This is a genomic window from Nitratireductor sp. CH_MIT9313-5 (assembly GCF_037029545.1).
GTDB lineage: Bacteria > Pseudomonadota > Alphaproteobacteria > Rhizobiales > Rhizobiaceae > Chelativorans.
This window is the reverse complement of the sequence record NZ_JAYMER010000014.1, coordinates 754,009-766,523: the sequence shown is the minus strand read 5'-3', so window position 1 is coordinate 766,523 and position 12,515 is coordinate 754,009. Positions and strand designations below refer to the sequence as shown.

The following is a 12,515-nucleotide window of genomic DNA, read 5'->3' as shown; positions in this document are numbered from 1 at the left end:
ATCTTTCAGCAGAATTGGCTGCCGGAGCAGCTGTGTGCAGCTATTAGCGGATCAGGATATGTTACGTCGACCAGGTGACAGCGCAATGAGCATTCCCGCTGCACCGACACGATCCGAGGTCAGGAGCCGCACGGTCATCGGCGGCATTGGCGTTTCCGTACCAGAAACATCGATCAGCAATGATGAGCTGGTGGCGAGCTACAATGCCTGGGTCGAGAAGGAAAATGCCGCACGCACGATGCGTGGCGAGGCGGCTGTTCGCGAATCCAGCAGCGAGTTCATCGTCAATGCTTCCGGCATACGCAACCGCCATGTCTATGAGCGCGAAGGCATTCTTGATCCGGAGCGCATGGCTCCCCGCATACCCGGGCGCACTGATGAGGAATTGTCGGTTCTCGCCGAGTTTGGCCTGGGGGCGGCAAAGCGGGCGCTGAGTGACGGCGGTCTAGATGCAAAGCAGCTTGACCTGATCATCTGTTCGAATTCGCATCCGCAGCGGCCATATCCGGCTCTTGCCATAGAAATTCAGCAGGCTCTGGGCGCCGGTGGCGCTGCTTTCGATATGGGACTTGGCTGCTCATCAGCATTGGCAGCCCTCCACGTCGCGGCAAATCTCGTTCGTTCGGGTGCACATCAACGCATCCTTGTCGTGGTTCCCGAACTTGTTACGAGCCATCTCGATTTTCGTGACCGCCAGACGCACTTCATCTTCGGGGATGCGGCGGTTGCGTTTCTGGTGGAAGGGCTTGGTGAGCGAGAGGAGCGGGCCGGTCGTTTCGAAATCATCGGCACCAGTCTCTGGACCCAATTTTCCAGCAATATCCGTACGAATTTTGGCCATCTGAGCCGCCTCGCGCAGGACGATCCTTCCGTGCTTCACATGGAAGGCAATCTGATCAAGCAGGTGGGAAACAAGGTCTTCAAGGAAGTCACGGTTGCCGGTCACCAGTTCATCGTCGATTTTCTGGCAGGCTATGATCATACGCCCGCCACTATGCGCCGCTTCTGGCTGCATCAGGCGAATGCGCGCATGAATGCCATGATCCTGAAGCTTGCCTTCGGCGAAGAAGTGGGAGCTGACCGCGCTCCAACCGTGCTGGACCGCCTGGGCAACACGGCTGCTGCCGGTGCGATCATCGCGCTTGAAGAAAATCATCGGGACATGAAGTCAGGCGAATACGGCCTGCTTTGCGCTTTTGGTGCAGGTTATTCCATCGGTGGTGCGCTCTTGCGCATGATGTGAGGTTGACGCCTCAATCCACTTCATCTTCCGCTTCCAGAAGGCGTGTGGCGCGCCAGCGGGTGAGCACTTCGTTGATGTCGTCAATGACAAAGAAGCGGGCGGCGTCGCGGTCATAGCCTTCCGCCAACAGGGCGTCATAGTCGGTGTGGTTGTGCCGGATATGCGTGACAGCAGCGAGCCAGACGGCGATCGTTGGCGGCAGGGTGCGTAGCTTTCGATCATTCGCGGCTGCGCGGATCTGCTCCATATCCGCAAAGGGGCCTTGAGGGAGCAGGGCGGTCAGCGCCTTTGCCACCGCGCGCTGTCTTCCTGTTGTCGGCGCCATGTCGCCTCCTTGAATTCATCTTGAAAGCACGCTGCCACCCCAAGAGCGGCTTGCCAAGCGCCTCTATTCGATATAAACATATCTTTATATCTTTGTTGGAGATGCTGATGCTGTCGCGCCCCACGATACAGTTCGATACGATGGTCGAGACGCTGAAGGCGGCTGCGGAGCCCAGCCGTCTGCGGATACTCGTCCTTCTGTCGCATACGGACTTGACGGTGTCCGACCTCACCGAGATCCTGAATCAGTCACAACCGCGGGTCTCGCGCCATCTGAAACTGCTTCTCGAAGCTGATCTGATCGTGCGTTACCAGGAAGGCTCCTGGGCCTTCTTTCGCCTCTCGGATACGGAGGCTGCGCGTGCTTTTGTAACGGCCGTTGTCGGTAGGGTTGATCAGGCCGATGACGTGATCGAGCGCGACCTTGAGCGCCTGGAGGCGATCAAGCGCAGGCGGCAGGAGCGGGCGGCGGAGTATTTCGCTCAGAACGCGGCAAGCTGGGATGAAATCCGCTCTCTGCATGTGCCGGATGCGGCCGTGGAGCAGGCTCTTCTGGAGCTGATTGGAAACGAGCCTTTCCAGTCCATGGCCGATCTTGGCACGGGTACGGGGCGGCTGCTTGAACTCTTTGCGCCGCTTTACCGGCGTGGCGTTGGCGTGGACCTGTCGCGTGAAATGTTGGCGGTTGCGCGCGCCAATCTGGAAAAGGCTGATATTCTTCACGCGCAGGTGCGGCTTGGCGATGTCTATGCGCCGCCAGTGGAGCGGGATGCGCATGACCTCGTAACCTTGCACCAGGTTCTGCATTATCTCGACGAGCCCGCACAGGCGGTCGGCGAGGCGGCCAAACTGCTGCGTCCAGCCGGGCGGCTTGTCATCGTGGATTTTGCCACGCATGACCTTGAATTCTTGCGCGAGGAACATGCGCATCTGCGCCTGGGCTTCTCCGACCGCCAGATCCGCGAATGGGTTGAGGCAGCGGGCCTTGTGCTGACGGAGACGCGCAGCTTTGCACCTGAAACGAATGGAGACGCAGGTCTGACGGTCAAATTGTGGATCGCGCAGGACCAGCGTCTGCTTATTGCCGATACTGAACTATCCGCTGCGGCGGGAACGGAGATTGCCTGATGGCTCAGCACGCCAAGCCCCTTGATCCGGAGCATCGCGCTCCGCTCAATGTTTCGTTCGAATTTTTTCCGCCGAAGTCGGAGGAGATGGAGCGCCGTCTTTGGGAAACGGTGCAGAAGCTTGTGCCGCTAAAGCCTCACTTTGTCTCCGTCACCTATGGTGCGGGCGGCTCCACGCGCGAGCGTACCTCACGGGCAATCGAGCGCATTCTTGAAGAGACGCCGCTGACGCCTGCCGCGCATTTGACCTGCGTAGATGCCAGCAGGGATGAGGTGGATGCGGTGATCCGGGATTTCCTCGCCATGGGTGTAAAGCGCTTCGTGGCGCTGCGTGGCGACCCGGCTGACGGTATTGGCTCTGCCTATGAGCCGCATCCGGATGGCTATGCGAACGGGGCGGAACTCGCCGGCGCGCTGGCGCGGCTGGGGGCGGAGGACATCTCGGTATCGGCCTATCCCGAGAAACACCCGGAAAGCGCTGATTGGGATGCGGATATCGATATGCTGAAGCGCAAGGTGGACAATGGCGCCACGCGCGCGATCACGCAGTTCTTTTTCGACAATGATCTTTTCGAGGCCTATTTGGAGCGGGTGCGTGCTGCGGGTATTAATATTCCGGTCGTGCCGGGCATCCTCCCCGTACACAATTTCACGCAGATGACGCGCTTTGCAGGCCAGTGCGGGGCGAGTGTTCCCAACTGGCTGGCAGACCGCTTCGCAGGCCTCGACAAGGATCCGGTCACCCACCAGCTTGTGGCAGCAGCCGTGGCCGCGGAGCAGGTGCTCGATCTTGTCCAGCGTGGCGTGCAGGACTTTCACTTCTATACGATGAACCGCGCCGATCTGCCTTTCGCCATCTGCCATCTGCTTGGGATCCGCGCAGAGGCACAAGCTGTGGCAGCGTGAGCGCCATTGCAACGAGATTGACAAGAAAAGGCCGGGGTCGCGATGCCCCGGCCTTTTCGTTTGTCTGGTGCTGATTGTTTTCTTCTTCTTTCAGCGGGTCAGGGAAGAACACCCATCACGAGTGCTCCGACAACGGCGAATGCCGCACATACAGCAAGCGCATTCAGTGGCCGTATCAGTCCCATGGCATAGCCTCCTCTGCAGACTGGCTACGGATTCTATGGGCTTTGGCTAAAATGAAAAGCGGATTTTATGCTGCGCTGCGGCAGATATGTGAAAAAACTGTTACGACGGATAGCCTTCCACATTGATTTTGTTGGCAGAGTTTTTTCTCGTTCACAAAAGGTAAAAGCGAGGCACAGGGCTTAAAAGCCGATCCTGCGTGCGAGTCGTCCGTCTATCGTCAGCAGGCCCAGAACGATCACACCCATCCCGATCATCTCGAAGCTTTCCAATCGTTCGCCGAGAAAGATCGCGCCGAGCAGAATGGCTGTCGCTGGCACGATCAGGGTGACAAGGGAGGTGTTTGTTGCGCCCGCCGAAGCAAGCACCTGAAAGTAGATGATGTAGGCGAAGGCTGTGGCGATGACGGCGAGCACGAAGATTGCGGCCCAAGCGCCAGCGCTGGCTGAGAACATGCCGTCCAAATCGAAGAAGATCAGCACCAGCGGGAGCGTGATCAGGCTGGAGCCGGTCAGCTGCCCCGTCGCGACGAGAGGGGCGGGGATCTCCTTGAACCGGCGGGCAAAGATAAAGCCCAGACCGTAGGAGATGGCCGCGCCGATCAGGCAGAGTTTGGCCCATATGGGGCCGCCAAGACCTGCAAACAGGCCTGGCCCGATCATAATGGTTGTACCAGTGATGCCAAGCATGATCCCGGCAAGCCGCAGGCCGCTCAACTTTTCCTCTCTGGTCAGCGTATTGGCCAGGATGGCGGTCCAGAACGGGGTGGTGGCGTTGAGGACCGCAGAGAGGCCAGCGCCAAGTTCCGTCTGGCCGAGAAAGATCAGCGAGAAGGGGATGACATTGTTCAGAACCGACAGGGCCAGAAAGCTTCCCGCACTATCGAGCGCGGGGCGAAAGCTAATATTGCGGATGAACAAATAGAGCTGAAGCAGACTGGCCGCAATCACAACGCGGAACATGACCAGCACCAGCGGCGGCACCTCCTGAGCGGCAATTCGCGCGCAGAAGAAGGAGCCACCCCAGATGACACCAAGAAACAGGATCAGCGACCAATCCTTCAGGGAAATCTGACGTGAAAGTGTTGCCGGGGCAGGTTGCATTGTGTCGGCTCCGCGATGAGCCACAGATTTAGGCGCCTTGAGACCCGGCTTCCACCCGAAACCCGATCTGGCCTAACAGCCTGTTTCCGGTGAACGACTTCTTTCTTGCTGTTCCTTCGGGGGGCAAGGCGCAGTAGCCTTGCGCAAACTCTGGAGGATAGTTCATGCAGCGATTTGCCACCGCCCGGGATGCAGCGCTTGAGATGCGACCGGACGAACCGGTCTACTGCTTTCGTCCTGAAGTGCTGAAACGGGATGCGCGGGAATTTGTCCAGATGTTTCCCGGCAAGACGGCCTATGCGGTTAAGACCAATGGCGAGAGGCTGGTGCTGAAAACGCTGGCGGAAGCTGGCGTCGACGCTTTCGACGTCGCTTCGCCAGCAGAATTTGCGGCTGTGCGCGACGTCGCGCCCGATGCGGAAATGCTCTACATGCACCCGATCAAGGCGCAGTCGGACATTCGCCTGGCACTGGAGGAGTATGGCATCCGCGTGATCGCTATCGATCACGAGGACGAGATCACCAAGCTTACGCGCGTTGTCCGCGCGCTCGACATCGACCCGGGCACACTCACGGTCTATGTGCGTATCCAGACCAAGGGACATGCGGCTTACGAGCTGTCCAAGAAGTTTGGCGCCGGGCCGGCCAATGCCGTCGAGCTGATCAAGCGGCTCTCGCGCTATGGCTTCAAGGTGGGTTTGTGCTTCCATGTCGGGAGCCAGATCGAAGACCCGGATACCTATGAGCGCGCATTGGCCTCGGCAGACTGGGTAAGAAGCAGGGCCGGGGTGAAACTGGCGGGACTTGATGTCGGCGGTGGCTTCCCTGCCGAATACGGCCACGACCCGAACCGCAAGAAGCCGGTGATGCCATCGCTCGAGGAACTGATGGCACGGTTGCGCGGCGATATCGACGAGTGGGGCTTCAACGACCTTCCGCTGGTTGCCGAACCAGGCCGCGTGATCGTGGCGCGCGCCTTTTCGCTCATCGTGCGCGTATTGTTGCGCAAGGGGCGGCGCATCTACATCAATGACGGAATCTGGGCCTCACTTTCGGACTCCTGGACCGGCAAGATCACGTTGCCTGCGCGTTTCATTCCCGATCCGGCCATTCGCAACCGCAATGGCAGCCAGGACAAGCTTTTGCCCTTCAAGGTCTGTGGAGCAACCTGCGATTCCGTCGACATCCTGTCGCGGCCATTCTGGCTTCCGGAGACGGTGGATACCGGCGACTGGATCGAAATCGGCCATATCGGTGCCTATTCGCTGTCGCTGCGCACGCGCTTCAACGGTTTTTATCCGGACACATTTGTCGAGGTGGATACGCCATTCGATGCCGGAACGGCACCGGAGAGTTTCGCCAGCCTCGAGACGATGGCTGACTGAAACGAAGTCGGGCGCATCAAACCAATGATGCGCCCGAGCTCATGATTAGAGATTGGACAGGAGCGTTGGCGTCGGCCACCCATCGGCGGGCAGACCAAGGCGGATCTGCTCCTCGCGCACGGCGGTGCGTGTGCCAAGGCCCAGAATGCCATCGATCTCGCCGACATCATGGCCGCGATCGGCAAGCTTTCTCTGCAGAAGCTTCATGGCTTCCGGGGCCAGACCTTCTTCCGGGTTGCCTGCGTCGAAATTCGGCGCACCGGCATAGCGGGTTGCGAGGTGAGCGGCCGTGAGGGTGTAGACCAGCGACTTGTTCCACTCGAGATAGATATCGAAATTGTCATAGACCATGAAGGCCACGCCCTTGTGGCCCATGGGCAGCAGGATGGAAGCCTGCATGCCGTCTGCAGGAAGCGGACTTCCGTCACGCTGGGTCACGCCCATTGCGGCCCATTCCGAGCGCGGCAGCTTGGTGTTGCGGCCGGTCTGTGCCCAGGGCATTTCGGCTGGAACCTTTACCTCCTGCAGCCAGGGCTCGCCAGCTTTCCAGCCGAGTTCGCTGATCGCGCGCGCGGCCGTGAGTATGGCATCGGGAGATGAAGCCTTCAGATCGACCTTTCCGTCGCCGTCACCATCCATGCCCTTGTGCAGATAGTCGCTTGGCAGCATCTGCATCTGCCCGATTTCGCCAGCCCATGCACCCTGAACGTCGGCCGAAACCGTACCCTGATCGATGAGCTGGAGAAGGGCGATCAGTTCCGGGCGAAATAGCTCCGGCCGACGGCAGTCATGGGCGAGCGTTGCAAGGGCATCCAGCGTATTGAAATCACCCTGTACGGCACCGAAATCCGTCTCCAGCGCCCAGAAGGCTGCGATGACCGGACCCGGTACGCCGAACTCGCTTTCGGCGCGTGCGAAAACATCAGAATATTTCTGAAGATTGCGCTTGCCGTTCTGCAGGCGGTTGTCGCTGATGAGACGATTGGCGAAATCGCGGAAGGTCATGTTGAAGACGCTTTGTGAACGGTCGCGGTCAAGCACGCGCTGCGAGATCGAAGCGCGCTGCAGAGCCGCCAATCCGCGCTCGCCAACGCCCATGCTTGCTGCTTCCTGTGCGACGCCTTCACGCCATGCGGCGAAGTCGCCACCACATGCCTGGGCAAATGCGGTCGAGGGAATGGCGGCAGCAAGTGCGAGTGCCGCGATTGTCGTCTTCATCTTCATTCGTCCATCCTTGTTTTCTCGGCCTCAGCTCGCGTGAGCCTTCAGCCAGTCCCGCCAGGCTTTCGCACTGCCGTTGAACACGTTGATATCGGCGTCACCCCTGATGCCCGGCAGGATGCCGGTACCGGTATATTGCCAGAAGACGAAGGGATGCCCGCCATATTTGTCATCAGGATGACCGGCCACCGAGCGCAGCCAGAATGGATAACCCTTGAAGCGCCAGAGGCCATTGTCCTCGAAGAAATCGACCGAAGTATAAATGATTGGCCGCTTGCCGTAGTGGCGCTCGATGGCGTCAAGGAAAATCTTCATCTCCGAGCGCACGGTCTCCGCAGGCGGTCTCAGCTTGCAGGTGGGAGAGGTGTGGTTCCACTCCATGTCGAGCACCGGCGGCAGGGCTGAACGGTCCTTGGGAACATGGCGGATGAACCACTGGGCCTGTTCGATTGCCGGACGGCAGAAATAGTAGAAGTGATAGGCGCCGCGGGGAATGCCGGCGCGTGCTGCACCGGACCAATGGTCGCGGAACATGTCATCGATGCGATCCCCGCCTTCGGTTGCCTTGATGAAGGCGAAGGAGATGCCGGCATTGCGCAGTTGGTTCCAGTCAACTTCCGGCTGATATTTCGACACGTCGGTCCCGTGGACCGGATAGCTGGCAGGGGTGCGGCCGTTCCAGTCATGCGGGTCCCGGTCGCCATAGCGAAGGCCCTGGCTGGTGGGAGTAGTTGCGGCCTGTGGCGCGATGTCGGCCAGATCGTAGCTGATGCTGGAGCAGCCTGTGACAAGGGCGAGCATTGTCGAGAGGAAAAGAGTGCGCATTGATGCTCCAACAAGTACAGCGAATCATCACCAGGAATTCACGCGACATGGATAGGCTATGCCTGCGCCTGCGTCACGAGTAGGTTGGAGGTCGGGATGCGTTGGCGACGAAGGATATTTGATGCGATTTCTATTACGTGCGCTGAAGTGGATTGCGCTTCTTGTTGTTGTTGCCGCTCTTGGAGGCGCTCTCTGGCTTTACCTGTATCCGCCCGCGCTTATTCGTGTCGGGTCCAATTATGCAGCGAAAATCGTCTGCTCCAATGTTTTCCTGGGTGGTCGTGAGGCGCAGGAGGTACTGCGCACGGATGTGCAGGCACCCGGACACCCTCTGCTCGAACTGATGCAGGTGCAGGTCTACCCCCAGGATGCGACGGTGCGCACGGGGCTTTACGGCGTGATCGGTGACGGATTGGCGGTCTATCGCGGGGGAACGGGATGTGCCGTTGCGCCGAAAGGACTTGCATCCATTCCCGAAAGTGTTGCGCCCCACAGCCCGGCGTCGCGCAACACGCTTGAGCTATGGCCGGACGGATTGCGGATTGATGTTTCGCAGAACCAGGAACTGGCTCGGGTGCTTGACGACATCAAGCTGACCGGCCCCGGCATGCGGGCGGTGGTCGTGGTGAAGGATGGGCGCATCATCGGCGAGCGCTATGGTCCCGGTGTCGTCAATTTCGAACAGCCGCTTCTCGGCTGGTCCATGACCAAAACGGTGACGGCTGCGCTTGTCGGTGCTGCCATAGGCGAGGGGCTGCTTTCCGTTAATGACAGCAGTCTGTTGCCGGAGTGGTCGGGCGATGAGCGTTCCGCGATCAAGGTTGAACATCTTCTCGGCATGGAGAGCGGGCTGGAGTTCAATGAAGACTACGGGGACGTGACCGACGTCACGCGCATGCTTTACCTTGAAGGTGACATGGCTGCTTATGCCGCAGCCAAGTCGCTTGAGGCGGAGCCGGGAGAGCGCTTTTCCTATTCCAGCGGTACGAGCGTGCTGCTTTCGCGGATCCTGCAAAGCAGCTTCGAAGACGCGCAGGACGCGCTGGCATTTCCGCGCAAGGCTCTGTTCGATCCGCTGGGAATGGACAGTGCAGTGCTGGAGACGGATCTTGCCGGTACGTTCGCCGGTTCGTCCTATCTCTATGCCAATGCGCGTGACTGGGCCCGTTTCGGCCTGCTTCTTGCAGATGACGGGGTGTGGCAAGGTCAGCGAATCCTGCCCGAAGGCTGGGTGGATTACATGCGCACACCTACAAAGGCCTCGGGCGGCGAATATGGCCGACATGTCTGGCTGCACGGTCCGCGTGGAAACCTTCCCCCCACGGCGGATCCAGATGAAGGGTTCGATCTGCCAGAGGATGCCTTTTGGCTGCTTGGTCATGACGGTCAGACAATGACCATCATTCCTTCGCAGCGTCTCGTCATATTGCGGATGGGGCTGACGCCTTCGAAACTTGGCTATCGTCCGCAGGCGCTGGTTGAAGCGGTCGTGAAAGCCGTCAGGCAGACGGAAGAGTGATGCGGGCCAGTACGGCGTAGCCGCGGAAAAGCGATTCAAATGAAAGCTTTGCGTTGCGGCTTTCGCATTCCGATTCAAGGAATTCACGAAGCGATTCACGCGGGGTGACGTGGAACGCAGCCAGCCAGCGGTGAAGGAGCCAGCGGAAGGTGCGGGGCAGGTGCTCCTGCGACCCGAAATCCACGATATAGAGGTTGCCGCCGGGGGCAAGAACGTCCAGCCCCTGGCTGATAGCCGCTCTCCAGGGCGGTATCATCGAGATGGCATAGGAGAGAAACACGCGTTCGAACTTCGTCCGGCCGAATAGCGCTTGCGGGTCGAAACAGGTCGCGTCTCCCTCGGCAAGCAAGACGATGTCATCGACATGTTCACGTGCCAAACGCTTGCGCGCGGTCGCCAGCATGGCTGTGGATATGTCCAGGCCATGGAAACGGGCCCCGGGATAGCGCGCGGCTGCCAGCGACAGGTTTCGGCCTGTGCCGCAACCAAGTTCCAGCACGCAAGACCCGCTTGCAGGTGCAAGTTCATTTATGAGGCGATCGCGCCCCAGCAAATAGAACTTGCGCGTGATGTCGTAGAAGTGCCGCTGGTGGCGGTATACACCGTCCATCAAACGCTGATGCGCGGCGCTGTCCTGCATCAGGCTCATGCGTCTTTCTTCACGTAAAGATGGAAGCCGCCATAGATGGCGGAGCGGTCACGTGCGGAGAGCTCCCGGGAGCGCACGAAGTCGTATTTCCACTGGTCGAGCAGGGTAGGTGAGACGCGCCCGGGCAGGAGCGTTGGCTGTGCGGCGGTACGGAAAATCACGCGAGCGCCGGGTGCCGCGGTGCGGGTAATCTGCACCCAAAGCGCGTTCAACTGCGCGTCGCTCATCCAGTCCTGCGCGTCGAGAAGGACGAATCGGTCAACGCTGGCGTCGGGCTTCTTCGCCAGCAGATCGACGAAGTTGACGTGATGAATGCGGGCGCGATCGGCATTTGCGCGTATGGTCGCGAAGTTTTCCGGTTCGAGATAGGCGGGACGCGTCGCTTCACCAGCCTTGGGGTAACGGCGCGCGAAAGCCTGCCAGGCGAAATAGTTTTCGCGCAGCGGGAAATGGCAGGCAAGCTTTTCCAGGCGCGTGCACAACACTTCCGCCATGCTGCCGCCATCGCTGACGAGCACGTCATATTGTGCCGGCGGGATGCCAAGGCCGAAGAGGGAGGCTTTGCGAGTGGTGGCCCAGCGAATGAGCGGCTTGTCGAAAAGCGGACGCAGATTGTCCTCAAAAAACCGGCGCTGCTCGCGCAGGCTTTTCGTCTGCATGATCCCGGCGGGATCGACACCGTGCAGCCGGGCCAGGCGATGACCGCTGGCGATGAAGAAACCGAGCAACCCCTTGTGGTAGAAATCGCGGGTGAAAGCATCAACACGACGGCGGCCGAGCAGGTCGCGCCGTTCCCAGTAGCGGCGGGACTGCTTGTCCAGAACGGGCGCAATGAAGCGGTCATAGGCTGCGGCGTTGGATTTGTGGCCATCTTCACCAAAGAAGCGCTGAATGTCGGCGGGTGACGGCAGGGTACGGAATGCTGCAAGCTTGAGGCGGTTCAGCGCCACATGGGCGGCGTTGAGGTCGACAACATCAACCTGGCCCGGCATGCGTGTCAGATAGGCCAGCATGTTGCAGCCGCCGGATGCGATCGTGACCACGCGGTGGTCTTGCGCCAGCTCCATCGCATCCATGTCCACATCCGGATCTTCCCAGATCTGCGGATAGACGAGGCCGGAGAATAGGAGGGCGAATAGCCGTTCGGAGATGCCGGCCTTGGAAAGAGCGCGGTTCTGGTAGACCGCCTTCTTGATATGCCTGTGCGACGACAGGCCGATATCCGCCGAAAGATCCGTCATGGCTCACGCTCCCATGCTTTTCATGAAGCAGTAGCGTGGCTGCGTGACAGGCCTTTGAACGCTATGTGACCATGTGTGACGGTTCTGTGGAGGGCAATGCCAAGCAATCCACATTGTCAAAAATTGCCAACGCGCTTTTGATGTTTGCAGTGATGTAGCAGGTGACGCCATGGCGACTATGAATGTGAGTCTTCCGAGCGAGATGGCCGAGTTTGTTGAACACGAGGTTTCGCTCGGGGGATACAGCACGTCCAGCGAAGTTGTTCGCGAGGCTTTGCGGTTGTTGCAGCACGAAAAGGCGCAGCAGGCGGAAAAGCTCGCCATATTGCGACGTGAGCTTGAAGCCGGTGTCGAGGCCGCGCGGGAAGGACGGCTGTCGGAAAAATCGGTAGGGGATGTGCTGGACGATGTGCTGCGTGAAGCCTCCGAAGAATGAGAGCTGAACTCACCGTTCTCGCGGAACGCGACATACGGGATACTCTGCGGAGTACCATCAAGCTCTTCGGCCGGAAACAGGTTCGCGCTTATGCGGCTGTGATCAAGCGCGGAATCGCGATGGTCGTAGAAGAGCCGGAACGACCGGTCTCTGCCGCTTGCGACGAGATCGTGCCGGATGTTCGCCGATTGTATCTCGAACACGCCGCGAGGCGTCGTGGTGGCGCCTCACACTGCCTCTACTATGTCAGAGGCCGGCTCAAGGATGGCTCGGAAGGAATCATAATTGTGAGAGTGCTCCATGAGCGCATGGAGCCGCGTCATCGTCTCGTTCGAGGGCCCTAGTCCCGGAAG

The 12,515-nt window shown here is 59.7% G+C and carries 13 protein-coding genes; 7 read left to right on the top strand and 6 right to left on the bottom strand.

Annotation, left to right across the window (positions count from 1 at the left end; all coding sequences use genetic code 11):
* The first annotated feature begins 85 nt into the window (after positions 1-85).
* Positions 86-1,243 (top strand): beta-ketoacyl-ACP synthase III, encoded by a 1,158-nt coding sequence (locus WA367_RS11210; protein WP_336056821.1) that lies wholly within the window; start codon positions 86-88, stop codon positions 1,241-1,243.
* 10 nt (positions 1,244-1,253) lie between these two features.
* Here the strand turns inward: WA367_RS11210 and WA367_RS11205 are convergent, their stop codons facing one another.
* Positions 1,254-1,568, bottom strand: a complete 315-nt coding sequence (locus WA367_RS11205) for a DUF2293 domain-containing protein (protein ID WP_336056820.1) — start codon at positions 1,566-1,568, stop codon at positions 1,254-1,256.
* A gap of 107 nt (positions 1,569-1,675) precedes the next feature.
* Here WA367_RS11205 and WA367_RS11200 point away from each other — a divergent pair, with 107 nt between their 5' ends.
* Together WA367_RS11200 and metF are read left to right on the top strand one after the other, a co-directional pair.
* The gene (locus WA367_RS11200; protein WP_336056819.1) at positions 1,676-2,695 is read left to right on the top strand and encodes an ArsR/SmtB family transcription factor; all 1,020 of its coding nucleotides are present in this window, start codon (positions 1,676-1,678) and stop codon (positions 2,693-2,695) included.
* Entirely contained in the window at positions 2,695-3,600 is a 906-nt protein-coding gene (metF, locus tag WA367_RS11195; RefSeq protein ID WP_336056818.1) for a methylenetetrahydrofolate reductase [NAD(P)H], read from the top strand. Before WA367_RS11200 ends, metF begins: the two co-directional genes overlap by 1 nt.
* A 365-nt stretch (positions 3,601-3,965) precedes the next feature.
* Here metF and WA367_RS11190 read toward each other — a convergent pair whose 3' ends face one another.
* Positions 3,966-4,886, bottom strand: coding sequence for a DMT family transporter (locus WA367_RS11190; RefSeq protein WP_336056817.1), 921 nt, complete (start codon positions 4,884-4,886; stop codon positions 3,966-3,968).
* A 164-nt stretch (positions 4,887-5,050) separates the two neighbouring features.
* On the opposite strand from WA367_RS11190, the gene WA367_RS11185 reads away from it, so the two are divergent.
* Positions 5,051-6,271, top strand: coding sequence for an alanine racemase (locus WA367_RS11185; protein ID WP_336056816.1), 1,221 nt, complete (start codon positions 5,051-5,053; stop codon positions 6,269-6,271).
* Positions 6,272-6,316: 45 nt separating this feature from the next.
* Here the strand turns inward: WA367_RS11185 and WA367_RS11180 are convergent, their stop codons facing one another.
* Positions 6,317-7,495: a lytic murein transglycosylase gene (locus WA367_RS11180; RefSeq protein WP_336056815.1), complete on the bottom strand. Its 1,179-nt coding sequence runs from the start codon at positions 7,493-7,495 to the stop codon at positions 6,317-6,319.
* 24 nt (positions 7,496-7,519) lie between these two features.
* Positions 7,520-8,317: a glycoside hydrolase family 25 protein gene (locus WA367_RS11175; protein WP_336056814.1), complete on the bottom strand. Its 798-nt coding sequence runs from the start codon at positions 8,315-8,317 to the stop codon at positions 7,520-7,522.
* A 121-nt stretch (positions 8,318-8,438) separates the two neighbouring features.
* On the opposite strand from WA367_RS11175, the gene WA367_RS11170 reads away from it, so the two are divergent.
* Positions 8,439-9,836, top strand: coding sequence for a serine hydrolase domain-containing protein (locus WA367_RS11170; protein ID WP_336056813.1), 1,398 nt, complete (start codon positions 8,439-8,441; stop codon positions 9,834-9,836).
* Here WA367_RS11170 and WA367_RS11165 read toward each other — a convergent pair.
* Together WA367_RS11165 and WA367_RS11160 are read right to left on the bottom strand one after the other, a co-directional pair.
* Positions 9,817-10,485, bottom strand: a complete 669-nt coding sequence (locus WA367_RS11165; RefSeq protein ID WP_336056812.1) for a class I SAM-dependent methyltransferase — start codon at positions 10,483-10,485, stop codon at positions 9,817-9,819. The two genes, WA367_RS11170 and WA367_RS11165, sit on opposite strands and share 20 nt — an antisense overlap.
* Positions 10,482-11,726 carry a DUF3419 family protein gene (locus WA367_RS11160; RefSeq protein ID WP_336056811.1) on the bottom strand — a complete coding sequence of 415 codons (1,245 nt, stop codon included), beginning with the start codon at positions 11,724-11,726 and terminating at the stop codon, positions 10,482-10,484. Before WA367_RS11160 ends, WA367_RS11165 begins: the two co-directional genes overlap by 4 nt.
* Before the next feature lie 169 nt (positions 11,727-11,895).
* On the opposite strand from WA367_RS11160, the gene WA367_RS11155 reads away from it, so the two are divergent.
* Together WA367_RS11155 and WA367_RS11150 are read left to right on the top strand one after the other, a co-directional pair.
* Positions 11,896-12,162 carry a type II toxin-antitoxin system ParD family antitoxin gene (locus tag WA367_RS11155; RefSeq protein ID WP_336056810.1) on the top strand — a complete coding sequence of 89 codons (267 nt, stop codon included), beginning with the start codon at positions 11,896-11,898 and terminating at the stop codon, positions 12,160-12,162.
* Complete coding sequence (locus WA367_RS11150; protein ID WP_336056809.1) at positions 12,159-12,506, top strand: type II toxin-antitoxin system RelE/ParE family toxin; 348 nt, start codon at positions 12,159-12,161, stop codon at positions 12,504-12,506. The genes WA367_RS11155 and WA367_RS11150 overlap by 4 nt, the downstream gene beginning before the upstream one ends.
* The last annotated feature ends 9 nt before the right edge of the window (positions 12,507-12,515 follow it).